18 protein-coding genes are annotated in these 16,386 nt (G+C 62.9%); 14 read left to right on the top strand and 4 right to left on the bottom strand.

Features of this window, described 5'->3' with window-relative positions; genetic code table 11:
• Positions 1–35 precede the first annotated feature (35 nt).
• From APT59_RS18075 to APT59_RS18040, 8 genes are all read left to right on the top strand, one after another.
• Entirely contained in the window at positions 36–1,394 is a 1,359-nt protein-coding gene (locus APT59_RS18075) for a glutamine synthetase family protein (protein ID WP_017640877.1), read from the top strand.
• Positions 1,395–1,416: 22 nt separating this feature from the next.
• Complete coding sequence (locus tag APT59_RS18070) at positions 1,417–2,775, top strand: aspartate aminotransferase family protein (RefSeq protein ID WP_059316123.1); 1,359 nt, start codon at positions 1,417–1,419, stop codon at positions 2,773–2,775.
• Positions 2,776–2,880: 105 nt separating this feature from the next.
• On the top strand, positions 2,881–3,978 hold the full coding sequence (locus APT59_RS18065) for a polyamine ABC transporter substrate-binding protein (RefSeq protein WP_059316122.1): 1,098 nt from the start codon (positions 2,881–2,883) through the stop codon (positions 3,976–3,978).
• 148 nt (positions 3,979–4,126) lie between these two features.
• Positions 4,127–5,185: a polyamine ABC transporter substrate-binding protein gene (locus tag APT59_RS18060; protein ID WP_174523176.1), complete on the top strand. Its 1,059-nt coding sequence runs from the start codon at positions 4,127–4,129 to the stop codon at positions 5,183–5,185.
• A 54-nt stretch (positions 5,186–5,239) separates the two neighbouring features.
• Entirely contained in the window at positions 5,240–6,394 is a 1,155-nt protein-coding gene (gene potA / locus APT59_RS18055; protein WP_059316120.1) for a polyamine ABC transporter ATP-binding protein, read from the top strand.
• Positions 6,391–7,299, top strand: a complete 909-nt coding sequence (locus tag APT59_RS18050; protein WP_059316119.1) for an ABC transporter permease subunit — start codon at positions 6,391–6,393, stop codon at positions 7,297–7,299. Before potA ends, APT59_RS18050 begins: the two co-directional genes overlap by 4 nt.
• A complete protein-coding gene (locus APT59_RS18045; protein WP_059316118.1) occupies positions 7,296–8,192 on the top strand; it encodes an ABC transporter permease subunit in 897 nt (298 codons plus the stop codon). Before APT59_RS18050 ends, APT59_RS18045 begins: the two co-directional genes overlap by 4 nt.
• 128 nt (positions 8,193–8,320) lie before the next feature.
• Positions 8,321–9,115, top strand: a complete 795-nt coding sequence (locus APT59_RS18040) for a thymidylate synthase (protein WP_017640870.1) — start codon at positions 8,321–8,323, stop codon at positions 9,113–9,115.
• Between the two features lie 17 nt (positions 9,116–9,132).
• On the opposite strand, the gene APT59_RS18035 is transcribed toward APT59_RS18040, so the two are convergent.
• The 3 genes from APT59_RS18035 to APT59_RS18025 form a co-directional block, all read right to left on the bottom strand.
• Complete coding sequence (locus APT59_RS18035) at positions 9,133–9,627, bottom strand: gluconokinase (RefSeq protein ID WP_059316117.1); 495 nt, start codon at positions 9,625–9,627, stop codon at positions 9,133–9,135.
• A 41-nt stretch (positions 9,628–9,668) separates the two neighbouring features.
• A complete protein-coding gene (locus APT59_RS18030; RefSeq protein WP_059316116.1) occupies positions 9,669–10,532 on the bottom strand; it encodes an EamA family transporter in 864 nt (287 codons plus the stop codon).
• Positions 10,533–10,601: 69 nt separating this feature from the next.
• Complete coding sequence (locus tag APT59_RS18025; protein WP_059316115.1) at positions 10,602–10,946, bottom strand: hypothetical protein; 345 nt, start codon at positions 10,944–10,946, stop codon at positions 10,602–10,604.
• A 228-nt stretch (positions 10,947–11,174) separates the two neighbouring features.
• Between APT59_RS18025 and APT59_RS18020 the strand changes: the two genes are divergently transcribed.
• From APT59_RS18020 to APT59_RS18000, 6 genes are all read left to right on the top strand, one after another.
• Positions 11,175–13,619 carry a Lon protease family protein gene (locus tag APT59_RS18020; protein ID WP_059316114.1) on the top strand — a complete coding sequence of 815 codons (2,445 nt, stop codon included), beginning with the start codon at positions 11,175–11,177 and terminating at the stop codon, positions 13,617–13,619.
• A 162-nt stretch (positions 13,620–13,781) separates the two neighbouring features.
• A complete protein-coding gene (locus APT59_RS18015; protein WP_007160783.1) occupies positions 13,782–14,123 on the top strand; it encodes a hypothetical protein in 342 nt (113 codons plus the stop codon).
• A gap of 80 nt (positions 14,124–14,203) precedes the next feature.
• Positions 14,204–14,692 (top strand): TIGR00645 family protein, encoded by a 489-nt coding sequence (locus APT59_RS18010; protein WP_017640865.1) that lies wholly within the window; start codon positions 14,204–14,206, stop codon positions 14,690–14,692.
• A gap of 144 nt (positions 14,693–14,836) precedes the next feature.
• Positions 14,837–15,142 (top strand): DUF6482 family protein, encoded by a 306-nt coding sequence (locus APT59_RS18005; protein ID WP_017640864.1) that lies wholly within the window; start codon positions 14,837–14,839, stop codon positions 15,140–15,142.
• Between the two features lie 90 nt (positions 15,143–15,232).
• Positions 15,233–15,391: a DUF2256 domain-containing protein gene (locus tag APT59_RS22285; RefSeq protein WP_082696387.1), complete on the top strand. Its 159-nt coding sequence runs from the start codon at positions 15,233–15,235 to the stop codon at positions 15,389–15,391.
• A gap of 41 nt (positions 15,392–15,432) precedes the next feature.
• A complete protein-coding gene (locus APT59_RS18000) occupies positions 15,433–16,050 on the top strand; it encodes an FKBP-type peptidyl-prolyl cis-trans isomerase (protein ID WP_059316113.1) in 618 nt (205 codons plus the stop codon).
• Positions 16,051–16,054: 4 nt separating this feature from the next.
• Here the strand turns inward: APT59_RS18000 and APT59_RS17995 are convergent, their stop codons facing one another.
• Entirely contained in the window at positions 16,055–16,309 is a 255-nt protein-coding gene (locus tag APT59_RS17995; protein WP_059316112.1) for a hypothetical protein, read from the bottom strand.
• Positions 16,310–16,386: the final 77 nt, after the last annotated feature.

The following is a 16,386-nucleotide window of genomic DNA, read 5'->3' as shown; positions in this document are numbered from 1 at the left end:
GTTCTCTATCCCCCGCTCGAACCTTCGAGGTCTTTATGAGCACCCCGCTTGACCGGCTGACCGCCTGGTTGAAAGAACGCAAGATCACTGAAGTGGAATGCCTGGTAGCCGACCTGACCGGCATTGCCCGCGGCAAGATTTCCCCCACCGCCAAGTTCCTCAATGAAAAGGGCATGCGCCTGCCGGAGAGTGTGCTCCTGCAGAGCGTGACCGGGGACTATGTCGACGACGACATCTACTACGAATTGCTCGACCCGGCCGACATCGACATGCACTGTCGCCCGGACGATCGTGCGGTGTTCCTGGTGCCCTGGGCGCTGGAGCCCACGGCCCTGGTGATTCACGATACCTACGACAAGCGCGGCATCCCCATCGAGCTGTCGCCGCGCAATCTGCTGAAAAAGGTGCTCAAGCTCTATGCCGAGCACGGCTGGCAGCCCATCGTCGCGCCGGAAATGGAGTTCTACCTGACCAAGCGCAGCGACGACCCCGATTATCCGCTGCAGCCTCCGGTGGGCCGCTCAGGCCGCCAGGAAACGGGGCGCCAATCCTTCTCCATCGATGCGGCCAACGAATTCGATCCGTTGTTCGAAGACATGTACGACTGGTGCGAGGCCCAGGAGCTGGATCTGGATACCCTGATTCACGAAGAAGGCACCGCCCAGATGGAAATCAACTTCCGTCACGGTGATCCGCTGCACCTGGCCGACCAGATCTTCGTCTTCAAGCGCACCCTGCGCGAGGCCGCGCTCAAGCACAACGTCACCGCCACCTTCATGGCCAAACCCATGACCGGCGAGCCCGGCAGCGCCATGCACCTGCACCAGAGCGTGGTGGATCTCAAGACCGGCAAGACGGTGTTTTCCAACCCCGATGGCAGCATGAGCGAGCTCTTCCTGCACCACATCGGCGGTCTGCAGAAATACATTCCCGAGGCGCTGCCGCTATTCGCGCCCAACGTGAACTCCTTCCGCCGCTTCCTGCCCGATACCTCGGCGCCGGTCAACGTGGAGTGGGGTGAAGAGAACCGCACCGTGGGCCTGCGGGTACCGGATTCCGATCCGCAGAATCGTCGGGTGGAAAACCGCCTGGCCGGGGCCGATGCCAACCCCTATCTGGCCCTGGCGGCCAGCCTGCTGTGTGGCTACCTGGGCATGGTCGAGAACGTCTCGCCCAGTGCTCCGGTACAAGGCCGCGGCTATGAGCGCCGCAACCTGCGCCTGCCGCTGACCCTGGAAGCCGCCCTGGAGCGCATGGAGCAGTCGGCCACCCTGGAGCGTTATCTGGGAAGTCGTTTCACCCGTGGCTACGTCGCGGTGAAGCGCGCCGAACATGAGAATTACAAGCGCGTGATCAGTTCGTGGGAGCGGGAATTCCTGCTGCTCAGCGTTTGACCGCGATTCAAGGAGAGGCTTCGTGACTACCTTTACCACCGCCCATTGGCAGGACCTGAGTCGCCGGCACCTGCTGGCGCCCTTCACCGATTATCGCCAGCTCAACGAGAAGGGCGCACGCATCATTACCCGTGCCGAGGGCGTGCACCTCTGGGACAGCGAGGGTCAGCGCATCCTCGACGGCATGGCCGGGCTCTGGTGCGTGAACGTCGGCTACGGGCGTGAAGAGCTGGTCGAGGCGGCCAGTCGCCAGATGCGTGAGCTGCCCTACTACAACCTGTTCTTCCAGACCGCCCACCCGCCGGCGCTGGAGCTGGCCAAGGCCATCGCCGAGCTGGCACCGGAAGGCATGAATCACGTGTTCTTCACCGGTTCGGGCTCGGAGGCCAACGACACGGTGCTGCGTCTGGTGCGCCATTACTGGGCAACCAAGGGCCAGCCGGAGAAGCGGGTGGTCATCGGCCGCTGGAATGGCTACCACGGCTCGACCATGGCCGGCGCCAGCCTGGGCGGCATGGCGGCGATGCACGAGCAGGGCGGTCTGCTGCCCGACATCGTGCATATCCCGCAGCCCTACTGGTTCGGTGAAGGCGGCGAGATGAGTCCGGAGGAATTCGGCGTCTGGGCGGCCGATCAGCTGGAGCGGAAGATCCTCGAGGTCGGCGAAGAACGTGTCGCCGCCTTTATCGCCGAGCCCATCCAGGGTGCCGGCGGGGTGATCGTCCCGCCCGAAAGCTACTGGCCGCGAGTGCGCCAGATCCTGGATAAGTACGACATCCTCTTCATCGCCGACGAGGTCATCTGCGGCTTCGGCCGTACCGGCGAATGGTTCGGCAGCCAGTATTACGGCAACGCCCCGGACCTGATGCCCATCGCCAAGGGTCTCACCTCTGGCTACGTGCCCATGGGTGGCGTGGTGGTGCGCGACGAAGTGGTCAAGGTGCTGGACGAGGGCGGCGAGTTCTACCACGGCTTCACCTATTCGGGGCATCCGGTGGCGGCTGCCGTGGCCCTGGAAAACATCCGCATCCTGCGTGACGAGGGCATCGTCGACCGGGTTCGCAGCGCCACGGCACCCTATTTGCAGAAACGCTGGGCGGAGCTGGCGGACCACCCGCTGGTGGCCGAGACCCGCGGCGTCGGGATGGTGGCGGCGCTGGAGCTGGTGCGCGACAAGAAGACGCGGACCCGGTACGAGGGTGGGGCGGGCATGCTCTGCCGCGAGCATTGCTTCCGCAATGGTCTGGTCATGCGTGCGGTGGGCGATACCATGATCATCGCCCCGCCCTTGGTCATCACGCCGGAGTCCATCGACGAGCTCGTCACCCTGGCGCGCCTGAGTCTCGATCAGACCCATGCGGTGCTGCGTCAACGTGGCTAATGGCCGGCAAGGCTTGAGCCTAGCGGCGGACCTTGCCAGACTGCGCGCGGGCGCTGGCCGCGCACCGAATCAAAAGACCAACGATGACTTGAGGAGCACCACCGCATGAATGTTTTTGGCAAGACTCTTCTAGCGCTGAGCCTGGCCGGTCTCTTCGCCGGCAACGCCTCGGCGGACCCCAAGGTCCTGCACGTCTACAACTGGAACGACTACATTGCCGAAGACACCATCGCCAACTTCGAGAAGGAGTCGGGGATCAAGGTGGTCTATGACGTCTACGACAGCAACGAGACCCTCGAGGCCAAGCTGCTGGCCGGCCGTTCCGGCTACGACGTGGTGGTGCCGTCCAACTCCTTCCTGGCCAAGCAGATCAAGGCCGGCGTCTACCAGCCGCTGGACAGATCCAAGCTGCCCAACTACCAGAATCTCGATCCGCAGCTGATGAAGACCCTGGAAGTCAGCGACCCGGGCAACCAGTACGCCATCCCCTACCTGTGGGGCACCATCGGCATCGGCTACAACCCGGCCAAGGTCAAGGCGGCCCTGGGCGACAATGCGCCGGTGGATTCCTGGGACCTGATCTTCAAGCCGGAGAACCTCTCCAAGCTCAAGGGCTGCGGCGTGGCGGTACTGGATTCGCCCACCGAGATCATTCCCGCCGGCCTGCACTATCTCGGCTACAAGCCGGATAGCCAGGATCCCAAGGAGATCAAGGCGGCCGAGGAGCTGTTCCTCAAGGTCCGTCCGTACATCACCTATTTCCACAGCTCCAAGTACATCTCGGACCTGGCCAACGGCAACGTCTGCGTGGCCGTCGGTTATTCCGGCGACATCGCCCAGGCCAAGGCCCGCGCGGCCGATGCCAAGAACGGTGTGACCGTGGCCTACAACATTCCCAAGGAAGGCGCTGGTACCTTCTTCGATACCATGGCCATTCCCAAGGATGCCGAGAATCCCGAGGGCGCGCTCAAGTTCATCAACTACCTGATGGAGCCCAAGGTGATCGCTGCGGTCAGCGACTATGTGCAGTATCCCAACGGCAACAAAGAGGCGACTCCGCTTGTAGCCGAAGAGATCCGCACCAACCCGGGCATCTACCCGACCCAGGAAACCATGAGCAAGCTGTACGCCTTCCCGGATCTTCCGGCCAAGACCCAGCGTCTGATGACCCGCACCTGGACCACCATCAAGTCCGGTAAGTGATGTCTGCCGCCATGTGCGGATAAAAGGACGGCACGCCGGGGTTGCTCCGGCGTGCCGTACGTCTGTATGGACCGCTGAAAGGGTGTCGCCCCGATGCCCACCATGAAAGGAGCCGCCCGTGCTTTCGTTGCGTAAAACCCTGCTGGCCATGACCACCCTGACCGTCATGGGAACTGCTGTCGCCGAGCCGACGGTACGCGTCTACAACTGGAGCGATTACGTCGGCGAGACCACGCTCGAGGATTTCCAGAAGGCCACCGGTATCACCCCGGTCTATGACGTCTTCGATTCCAACGAAACCCTCGAAGGCAAACTGCTGGCCGGCCATACCGGCTACGACGTGGTGGTGCCTTCGAGCAACTTCCTGGCCAAGCAGATCAAGGCGGGCGCCTTCCAGAAGCTGGACAAGAGCCAGCTGCCGAATTGGCAGAACCTCGATCCGGCGTTGCTCAAGCAACTGGAAAAGAGTGATCCGGGCAATCAATACGGCGTTCCCTACCTGTGGGGTACCAACGGCATCGGGTACAATGTCGACAAGGTCAAGGCTGCGCTGGGAACCGACAAGCTGGATTCCTGGGCCATCCTGTTCGAACCCGAGAACCTCAAGAAGCTGAGCAAGTGCGGCGTCTCCTTCATGGATTCGCCCGATGAGGTCTATCCGGCAGTACTGCAATACCTGGGGCTCGACCCCAACAGTACCAACCCTGACGACTACAAGAAGGCCGAGGCACAGCTGCTTAAGGTGCGGCCGTACATCACCTATTTCCATTCCTCCAAGTACATCTCGGATCTGGCCAACGGCAACATCTGTGTGGCCTTCGGTTATTCCGGTGATGTCTTTCAGGCGCGCTCGCGTGCCGAGGAAGCGAAGAAGGGCGTCAATATCGGCTACGCGATTCCCAAGGAGGGTGCGAACCTCTGGTTCGACCTCTTGGCCATACCCAAGGATGCGAAGAACATGAAGGAGGCCCATGCCTTCATCAACTATCTGCTGCAGCCCGAGGTGATTGCCAAGGTCAGTGACTATGTCGGCTATGCCAACCCCAATCCCAAGGCAGGCGAGTTGATGAATGCCGAATTGCGGCAGGACGAGACCGTCTATCCGCCACAAGCGGTGATGGACAAGCTTTACGTCATGAAGGAGCTGCCCCCGCAACTCCTGCGCCTGGAAACCCGTAGCTGGACGCGGGTCAAGTCCGGCAAATAACCAACGCTAAGCGGACCGGCCAGGCCGGTCCCCGATTTTCCTGGGGAGATGTACATGGCGACCGCCACCAGTGCCTTCAAGAAAGCCGCCACCGGCGATAAGAAAGCCAAGGAAGTCCTGGTCAAGATCGACCGGGTCACCAAGAAGTTCGACGAAACCGTCGCTGTCGACGACGTCTCCCTGACCATCAACAAGGGCGAGATCTTTGCTCTGCTCGGCGGCTCGGGCTCGGGCAAGTCGACCCTGCTGCGCATGCTGGCCGGCTTCGAGCGACCCAGCGAAGGGCGCATCTTCCTCGATGGCGTGGACATCACCGACATGCCGCCCTACGAGCGGCCGATCAACATGATGTTCCAGTCCTATGCGCTGTTTCCGCACATGAGCGTGGAGCAGAACATCGCCTTTGGTCTCAAGCAGGACAAGCTGCCCAGGGCCGAGATCGACGCACGCGTGGCCGAGATGCTCAAGCTGGTGCACATGACCCAGTACGCCAAGCGCAAACCGCACCAGCTCTCCGGTGGCCAACGCCAGCGGGTAGCCCTGGCACGCTCCCTGGCCAAGCGGCCCAAGCTCTTGCTGCTCGACGAACCCATGGGTGCCCTGGACAAGAAGCTGCGTTCGCAGATGCAGCTGGAACTGGTGGAGATCATCGAGCGCGTGGGCGTGACCTGCGTCATGGTGACCCACGACCAGGAAGAGGCCATGACCATGGCCGAGCGCATCGCCATCATGCACCTGGGTTGGATCGCCCAGGTGGGCAGCCCCATGGACATCTACGAGACCCCGGCGAGCCGGCTGGTCTGCGAGTTCATCGGTAGCGTCAACATCTTCGACGGCGAGCTGACCGACGATGGCGCCGACCACGCCATCATCCACAGCCCGCAGCTGGAACGGCCGATCTACATCGGTCACGGCATCAGCACCCGGGCCCAGGAAAAGCAGGTCACCTTCGCCCTGCGTCCCGAGAAACTGCTGATGGGCACCAGCCTGCCGGCCGATCACGAGCATCCCAACTACAACTGGTGCAGCGGTACCGTGCACGATATCGCCTACCTGGGCGGGCACTCGGTGTATCACGTCAAGCTGGGGACCGGGCCCATCGTGCAGTGCTTCATCGCCAACGCCGAGCGGCTCGGCAAGCGACCCACCTGGGATGACGCCGTGGTGGTGTACTGGGAAGACGACAGCGGCGTGGTACTGCAAGCATGACCAGACCTCCCTTGCTCAAGCGCCTGCTGGATGGCCGCCGCCTGACCATTGGCGTGCCCTTCGTCTGGCTGTTCCTGTTCTTCCTGCTGCCCTTCCTGATCGTGCTCAAGATCAGTTTCTCGGTAGCGGACGTGGCCATTCCTCCCTATACCGAGCTGTTCAGCTACGCCGATCAGCAACTGGATATCGCGCTCAACTTCGGCAACTACATGATGTTCGCCGACGATCCGCTGTATCTGGATGCCTATCTCGGCTCGCTGAAGATGGCCGGTATCAGCACCCTGATCTGCCTGCTGATCGGCTATCCCATGGCCTATTCCATCGCCCGCGCCAGTCGCGAGAAGCAGACGGTGCTGCTGCTGCTGATCATGATGCCGACCTGGACCGCCATCCTCATCCGCGTCTATGCCTGGATGGGCCTGCTCTCCACCAACGGCCTGATCAACAGCTTCCTGATGAATCTGGGGATCATCAGCAGTCCGCTGCAGATGCTCAACACCAACTTCGCGGTGTACCTGGGGATCGTCTATTCCTACCTGCCGTTCATGATCCTGCCGTTGTTCGCCAACCTGGTGAAGCACGACCTGACCCTGCTGGAAGCCGCTGGCGACCTGGGAGCCAGCCGTTTCACCAGCTTCTGGAAGATCACCGTGCCGCTGTCCAAGAATGGCATCATCGCCGGCTGCATGCTGGTGTTCATTCCGGCGGTGGGAGAATTCGTCATTCCCGAGCTGCTGGGTGGCCCGGAGACCCTGATGATCGGCCGCGTGCTCTGGCAGGAGTTCTTCAACAACCGTGACTGGCCGGTGGCCTCGGCGCTGGCCGTGGTGATGCTGTTGATCCTGATCGTGCCCATCGTGCTGTTCAACAGGAACCAAGCCAAGGAACTGGAGGGCAAGCTATGAGAGGCCTCAAGTTCACCAACCTGATGCTGGTGCTCGGGCTGCTGTTCATCTACCTGCCGATGGTCATCCTGGTCATCTACTCCTTCAACGAGTCACGCCTGGTGACCGTCTGGGGTGGCTGGTCGGTGAAGTGGTACGTCGGACTGCTGGACAACACCCAGCTGATGAGTGCGGTGTTCCGCTCCCTGGAAATCGCCTTCTACACGGCCATCTCCTCGGTGATCCTCGGGACCCTGGCGGCCTTCGTGCTGACCCGCATCCCACGCTTCCGTGGCCGCACCGTGTTCGGCGGCATGGTCACGGCGCCGTTGGTAATGCCTGAGGTGATCACCGGTCTGTCGCTGCTGCTGCTGTTCGTCTCCATGGCGCAGCTGATCGGCTGGCCGCAGGACCGCGGCGTGACCACCATCTGGATCGCCCACACCAGCTTCTGTGCCTCCTATGTGGCGGTAGTGGTCTCCTCGCGCCTGCGCGAGCTGGACCTGTCCATCGAAGAGGCGGCCATGGACCTGGGCGCACGCCCCTGGAAGGTGTTCCTGCTGATCACCATTCCCATGATCGCGCCGTCGCTGGCGGCGGGTGGCATGATGTCCTTCGCCCTGTCGCTGGACGACCTGGTGCTGGCGAGCTTCGTGTCCGGTCCCGGCTCCACTACGCTGCCCATGGAGGTGTTCTCCGCGGTGCGCCTGGGCGTGAAGCCGGAGATCAATGCCATTGCCAGCCTGATCCTGCTGGCGGTCTCGCTGTTCACCTTCTTCGCCTGGTATTTCACCCGGCGTGCCGAGAAGAAGCGCCTGCAGGGGCTGCAGGAGGCCATGGACGCCACGGCCTCGGAGATCACCCAGCGCGAACGCGAGACGGCGACCCTCACGGCGCCGCCGGCCAACAGCTAACAACTAAGCGACGAGAAGCGGCCTTCGGGCCGCTTTTTTTGTGCCCCGCTGCTGGCTGCGACAAGCGCGACCGCTCCCGCAGGGCGCGATTTGATACCATTTGGCTTTTGCCAGGTAGCGCTCCCGCCATGAAACAGTACCTCGACCTGATGCGCCACGTGCGTGAACACGGCACCTTCAAGAGCGACCGCACTGGCACCGGGACCTACAGCGTCTTCGGCTACCAGATGAGATTCGACCTGGCCGAGGGCTTTCCCCTGGTCACCACCAAGAAATGCCATCTCAGATCCATCATCCATGAGCTGCTGTGGTTCCTGCAGGGCGAGACCAATATCCGCTACCTGAAGGACAACGGCGTCTCCATCTGGGACGAATGGGCCGACGAGAACGGTGAGCTGGGACCGGTCTACGGCTACCAGTGGCGCAGTTGGCCGGCACCGGATGGTCGCCATATCGACCAGATCGCCGGGGTGGTGGACATGATCCGCGCCAAGCCCGATTCACGCCGGCTGATCGTCTCGGCCTGGAACCCGGCGCTGGTGGACGAGATGGCGTTGCCGCCGTGCCATGCACTGTTCCAGTTCTATGTCGCCGACGGCCGCCTGAGCTGCCAGCTCTATCAGAGATCCGCCGACATTTTCCTCGGCGTACCTTTCAACATCGCCAGCTATGCGCTCCTGACCCTGATGGTCGCCCAGGTGACCGGCTTGCAACCTGGCGAATTCATCTGGACCGGGGGCGATTGCCACCTTTATGCCAATCACTTGGAGCAGACCGATCTGCAGCTGACCCGCGAACCGCTGCCGCTGCCGACCATGAAGCTCAATCCGGCGGTCCAGGACCTATTCGCCTTCCGCTTCGAGGATTTCGAGCTGGAAGGCTACCAGGCCCATCCGCACATCAAGGCACCGGTCGCGGTCTGACGCCGTGACCGCTGCGCTCAGGCGCTGCGGTCGTGCTCCAGCACCTCGTCCACCAGTTGCTCGGGCGGCTTGCGTACGTCCAGTACCTGGGCCTCCAGGTGGTCGGGTGCTTCCAGAGTATCGAGTTGGCTCTGCAACAGCTTGGGATCGAAGAAGTGCCCACGGCGGCTGCCGATACGCTCGGCGAGCAGCTCCGGGGAGCCCTTGAGAAACAGCAGGCGCACGCCTTCGAGACCGTTCAGCAGGCGATCGCGATAGACCTTCTTCAACGCCGAGCAGGCGAACACCCGGGTGGTGCCCTCGGTCCGCGCCTGCTGCATGGCATCGTGGATGGCATCCAGCCAAGGCCAGCGATCCTCGTCGGTGAGGGCGATGCCCTTGGCCATCTTGTCTTTGTTGGCCTGGCTGTGAAAGGTGTCGGCATCGTCGAAACGACAGCCCAGCCGGCTGGCCAGGAGTTCGCCCAGGGTAGTCTTGCCACTACCCGAAACGCCCATTATCAGATAGATCATCGTCGGCACTCCGCTTAAGGGTTCGCCTCGTTATAGAGTCCCTAGAGCGGCGTTTGCTCCGGAGTCAGGCGGCTGCTCCAGGTGGCGCCGATCGATGCCACGATGATGCAGGCGAGGGCGAACCACTGGGCGACGCCGAGGATCTCGCCGAGAAATACCCAGCCGGAGAGCGCGCCCAGCGCGGGCTCCAGACTCATCAGGGTGCCAAAGGTAGAGGCGGGCAGGCGGGTCAGTACGACCATTTCCAGGGCGTAGGGGATGGCCGTGGACATCAGCGCCAGGGCCAGTGCCAACGGCCAGATTTCCGGTATCAAGAGGTTGCTGCCGCTGTGCAGGATGCCGATGGGCAGGATGACCAGGGCGGCGATGGTGGCGCCAAAGGCTACCGTGGCAGTGCCATGGACCGCGCCCGCGCGCTTGCCCAGCACGATGTACAGGGCCCAGCAGGCACCGGCGCCCAGGGCCAGGGCGGTACCCAACGGATCCAATGCCGAGGCGCTGTGGCCGAAGGGCAACAGCACGGCCAGGCCGGCGACCACCAGGACGATCCATAACAGGTCCAGCCAGCGGCGCAGCGCACACAAGGCCACCACCAGAGGGCCGACGAATTCCAAGCCGACGGCGATGCCGATCGGCAGCCGCTGCATGGCCATGTAGATGGTCAGGTTCATCACGCCCATGGCGACGCCATAGCCCAGCAGGCTGCCCAGGGCTTCGCGACGAAAGTTGCGCCAGGGCCGCAACACGATCAGCAGCACCAGGGCGGCGAAGATCAGTCGCAGGGTGGTAACGCCGACCGGGTCGAGGCGCAGGAACAGGGTCTTGGCCAGACTCGCACTGGTCTGGATGGAGGTCATGGCGACCAGCAGCAGGGCGACGGCGAACAGCGGCGAACGGGCAGACATCGGCAGGGCTCGACAAGCGGGCCCGCCAGCATAGGTCATCCTATCCACGCTGCAAGGTTGGCTGCGACCTCAACGTGTTTTGGAGCGCAGGTGCAGTTGCTCGGCGCCTTCGCGGTTTTCCCGAACCTGGTCCATGAAGCGTTGTTGTTCTTCGCGCTGGGCCACCTGCACGCACTGTGCGTAGCCTGCGTCCCAACCCTGTTGATAGGGCTTCTCCGCGGCGAAGCGGCGCGCATCCTTGTGCTCGTACCCTATGCCGTTGACCGCCTGCTTGCCGGTCTGGCAGCCGTCGCTGAAGCCGTCGGCATAGGCCGGCGGATAGCCTTTGGCGATCAATTGGTCGTGATAGCTGGTACAGGCCGCGAGCGCGGACAGCAGGGCGAACAACGGTATGAAACGACGAGAGACAGCCATTGGGCCTCCTCACGGGATCCTACGACTGATCCCCATGAACAGAGCTTAGTTGGCGGCTGGTGAGAAATTCGTCAAAAAACGCTGCCGCTGCAAAATACCGACGGACGTTGCAGTCGCGCTTTCGAGACGCGCTGCCGAAAGCGACCGCGGCGCGCTACTTGCCTTGCCTCGGTTGTCATCCCGGTCGCAGAATGCGGACACTGCCTGCATGCCTGACAAGGACTTACGATGCACGATCCCGTCGCGGCCGGTCTCCGGCTCGCTCCCGATGAGCTGACCCGCCCTTTCGCTCCCGAACAATTTTCCTTCGCCGATACCGATCAGCTCGAACCCTTCCGCGGCATCCTGGGCCAGGAGCGTGCGGTAGAGGCGCTGCAGTTCGGGGTGGCGATGCCACGGCCCGGCTACAACGTCTTTGTCATGGGCGAGCCGGGCACCGGCCGCTTCTCCTTCGTTCAGCGCTACCTCAAGGCCGAAGCCAAACGCCAGCCCACGCCGAACGACTGGGTGTACCTGAATCATTTCGAAGAGCCGCGCGCCCCCGGCGCCCTGGAACTGCCACCTGGTGAAGGCGAGGCCTTCGTGGCCGACATGGCGCAGTTCATCGACAACCTGCTGGCCACCTTTCCGGCGGTGTTCGAGCATCCGGCATTCCAACAGAAGAAGAACGCCATCGAGCGTGCGTTCAATCAGCGCTACGACCAGGCCCTGGACGTGGTGGAAAAGCTCGCGCTGGAAAAGGAGATCGCCCTCTATCGCGATGCCAACAATGTCGCCTTCACCCCGATGAAGGAGGGCAAGGCGCTGGATGAAGCCGAATTCGCCCAGCTGCCCGAGGCCGAGCGCGAACGCTTTCACGCCGATATCTCCAGCCTCGAAGAACGTCTCAACGAAGAGCTGTCCAGCCTGCCGCAATGGCGGCGCGAGTCGAGCAACCAGCTGCGGGCGCTGAACGAGGACACCATCATCCAGGCCCTGCAGCCGCTCCTGGCGCCGCTGTCGGAGAAGTACAACGACAACCCCGGCGTCTGTGCCTATCTGCAGGCCATGCAGGTGGATCTGCTCAAGACGGTGGTCGAGCAGCTGGCCGACGACGCCAAGCCCGACATGCAGCGGCGCAAGGAACTGCGCGAGCAGTACGAGCCCAATCTCATCATCGGCCATCATGTCACCGGGGGCGCCCCGGTGGTGTTCGAGCCCCATCCGACCTACGACAACCTCTTCGGCCGCATCGAATACCAGTCCGACCAGGGGGCGCTCTACACCAATTATCGCCAGCTGCGCCCGGGTGCGTTGCATCGCGCCAATGGCGGTTTCCTGATCGTCGAGGCGGACAAGCTGCTGACCGAGCCCTTCGTCTGGGACGCGCTCAAGCGGGCCCTGCATTCACGCCAGCTGAAGATGGAGTCGCCGCTGGCCGAGCTGGGGCGACTCACCGCCATGAGCCTGGCGCCGCAGCAGATTCCGCTGCAGCTCAAGGTCATCATCATCGGCTCGCGCAACATCTACTACACCCTGCAGGAGCTGGATTCGGACTTCCAGGAAATGTTCCGGGTACTGGTGGACTTCGATGAAGAGCTGCCGCTGCGCGACGAGAGCCTGGAGCAGTTCGCCCAGTTGCTCAAGACGCGCACCTCGGAAGAGGGCATGGCGCCTCTGACCTCGGCCGCGGTGGCGCGCCTGGCTACCTACAGCGCCCGTCTGGCCGAACACCAGGGGCGGCTGTCGGCGCGCATCGGCGATCTGTTCCAGCTGGTCAGCGAAGCCGATTTCATCCGTCATCTGGCCGGTGACGAGCGCACCGACAAGGGCCATGTGGAGCGCGCGCTCAAGGCCAAGGAAACCCGCACCGGACGCGTCTGCGCCCGGGTGCTGGACGACATGCTCACCGGGCTCATCCTCATCGACACCCAGGGCGCCGCGGTGGGCAAGTGCAACGGCCTGACGGTGCTGGAAGTGGCCGACTCCGCCTTTGGCATGCCAGCGCGCATCTCCGCCACCGTCTACCCGGGCGCCAGCGGCATCCTCGACATCGAGCGCGAGGTCAGCCTGGGCCAGCCCATCCATTCCAAGGGCGTGATGATCCTGACCGGCTACCTGGGGAGTCGCTATGCCCAGGAATTCCCCCTGTCGATCTCGGCCAGCATTGCCCTGGAGCAGTCCTATGGCTATGTCGATGGCGACAGTGCCTCCCTTGGCGAGGCCTGCACCCTGATCTCCGCGCTGTCGCGCACACCGCTCAAGCAGTGCTTCGCCATCACCGGCTCCATCAATCAGTTCGGGGAGGTGCAGCCAGTCGGCGGTGTGAACGAGAAGATCGAAGGCTTCTTCCGCCTCTGCAAGGCCCGTGGCCTGACCGGCGAGCAGGGCGTGATCATTCCACGCGCCAACGTCACCAATCTGATGCTCGACGAAACGGTGCTGGAAGCGGTCCGCGAGGGGCTGTTCCATGTCTATGCCGTACGTCAGGCGGACGAGGCCCTGTCGCTGCTGGTGGGTGAGCCTGCCGGTGCGCCCGATGCCAAGGGCCGCTTCCCCGATGGCAGCGTGAATGCCCGTGTGGTGCAGCGTCTCAAGGAAATCGCCGAGCTCGAGCTGGAAGATGAACTGGCCGACAAACTCAGTGATAACTCCCAGGCAAAAGGGAAAAACAACGAAGCGGAGGAGAACTGAGGTCCAGGGGGCAGGTCGGATTTTGTACAAGGCGTCGCAGCCCAAGTAGCACGGCGCCCAGACCCGCTTGCCCCCTGTTGACCAACAGGGTTGTCCACAGCCTCTGTGGATACCTCTGGCCCTAGGACCGGCGAGCATCGAGCGCTTCGAGAGGATGACGCCATGTCCCGCACCATTACCCTGATCCGCCCCTGCCTGGGTCTCGTCACCCGTATCGAATGCGAAATCAAGCCGCTCGGTCAGGAGCAGGGCCTTTGGACCCTGCTGTGCGCCGCTGGCCTCAACGGTCAGCAGCCTACCGCCATCAAGGCGCAGGGCCCCTTCCATGGACCCAAGGCCGCTGAAGGCGTCATGACCGCTATTGCCGAGAACCTGGTCGAGCAGGGCTACATCCAGGTCGAAGAGACCCAGATCTGGCGCCTGCACATGCAGAGCGAGCTGCGCAAGATGAATGGCGAGCGCGCCCATCAGCAGGTGCGTTTCCAGGTCGGCCCCGACGCCTGAGTCAGGTACAACCTGCCGCATTGGTCCGCCTGCAACGCCCCGGTATACTCGCCCGGCCCTGGTAATCCGAGCGAGTCTGCATGGAACGTCTGATCGAAAAAGCCCTTTACGCCTCCCGCTGGCTGCTGGCCCCCATTTATCTGGGGCTGTCCTTGGCGCTGGTCCTGTTGGCGCTGAAGTTCTTTCAGGAAGTCTTCCACGTCCTGCCGCATATCTTCGAGTCCACCGAGGCCGAGCTGATCCTGCTGGTGCTGTCGCTCATCGACATGGCGCTGGTGGGTGGTCTGCTGGTCATGGTGATGATCTCCGGCTATGAGAACTTCGTGTCCCAGCTGGACATCGACGAAGGGTCGGAAAAGCTCAGCTGGCTTGGCAAGATGGATTCGGGTTCGCTCAAGAACAAGGTGGCCGCCTCCATCGTCGCCATCTCCTCGATCCATCTCCTGCGCATCTTCATGGACGCTCAGAATACCAATCCCGAATACCTCAAGTGGTACGTGATCATCCATCTGGTGTTCGTGGTGTCGGCCTTCGCCATGGGCTACCTGGATCGTCTGACCAAGCACTAAGGTAGGGCAGCCGCTCGTCCGTTCCGGGCATCTCCGCTTACGCTTTGTGGATTGCGCCGCTGCGCTTGCCTGTCCTAGGTTGTCGAATGCTCACAGCAGGCGTTCGGCACCATCCCGGTTGCCGATCTCGACCCGGAGGTTTCCATGCAATTGCCGGAATTGACCCAGCGCGCCCAGGCCGGTGAGGTTCGTGAACTCAATCTGTTGTCCATCGAGGGCGGCTTCTATGTACTCGAAGTGCTCACCCAGGACGGTCGTACACGGCTGACCGGGCGTGATGGCCACTTCTATCGCCTGGGCTCGGCCGCCCAGGCGCGACGCCTGCTGGCCGATCTGCCGGCGCTGCCGTGCTTTCTCATCCAGCACAGCGCCTACGACGAGATGGTCGGTATGGCGCCACGCTCGACCGAACCACTGAAAATTCCGTTGAATTACCGGAACGCTTCTTGAGCGAGGGCGCCGCCCGGCACTGCAGCGGCGGCAGGCACTGGGGCGGTCAGCCGATGACTTGCTGGTGCGTCTCGACGCAGGAAAATCCCTATGAAGAAGGGCGATCTGCCCACCAAGCTCTGTCCGGTCTGCCAGCGCCCCTTCACCTGGCGCAAGAAGTGGGAGCGTAACTGGGCCGAGGTGCGCTACTGCTCCGAGCGCTGTCGACGGCAGCGCGGCACCCAGGGCGGCGGCGAGCCGAGCCGCTGATGTGCTAGGCTCGGCTCCTTTTTCATGATGGAAAAACTGCTATGAACGACATCCTGCTCGATACCGACGAAGCCCGCGTCAGCTATGGCATCGGCCGCCAGCTGGGCGATCAGCTGCGTCAGAATCCGGTCCCCGGCATGCAGCTGGCCGCTGTGCTCGCCGGTCTCAACGAGGCCTTCGACGGCCAGGACTCCCGGGTGGATGTCGAGGCGCTGAACGCCAGCTTCCGCGTCATTCGCGAGCGTATGCAGGCGGAAGCCCAAGCCAAGGCAGCGGCCGCGGCCCAGGAAGGCGTCGACTACCTGAAGGCCAATGCCGAGCGCCCCGGTGTCGTGGTGCTGCCGTCCGGTCTGCAGTACGAGGTGCTCACCCAGGGCGAGGGCGCCACGCCTACCCGTGAAGACCAGGTGCGTACCCACTACCACGGTACCCTCATCGACGGCAGCGTGTTCGATAGCTCCTACCAGCGCGGCCAGCCAGCCGAGTTTCCGGTCGGTGGCGTGATCGCCGGTTGGACCGAAGCCCTGCAACTGATGCCGGCTGGCAGCAAGTGGCGCCTGCATGTGCCCAGCGAGCTGGCCTATGGTGCCCAGGGCGTCGGCGGTATCCCGCCACATAGCGTGCTGGTGTTCGACGTCGAGCTTCTCGACGTCCTCTAGATTTTCAGCAGTCCAGGCGCAGCCCGTCGTTTTCCGGGCGCAGCGCCAGGGCGTAGCTGAACAGGAAGACCTGGCGGATCTGCTCCTTCACCACCCGCGGTTCGCTGGAGGTAAGGCTGTGCAGATCCAGTTCGCCTAGATCCTTGAGTTCTTCCAAGGCGGTTTCGTCCAGCTCCGCGCAGACTTTGCCGGTTTCCCGATTGAGAATGCGTAGATAGGGCTGAGGCCGGTCCAGCCAGGCGTCGATGAGATAGGTCATGGCAAGGGCTCCTGAGGGCTACTTATGAGAATAATTCTTATTCAATAAATAGCAAGCCACTGCCTGACTTTTTTGGT

This window comes from Pseudomonas oryzihabitans (genome assembly GCF_001518815.1).
Classification (GTDB): domain Bacteria; phylum Pseudomonadota; class Gammaproteobacteria; order Pseudomonadales; family Pseudomonadaceae; genus Chryseomonas; species Chryseomonas oryzihabitans_E.
This window is presented reverse-complemented; position numbering and strand designations above follow the sequence as displayed.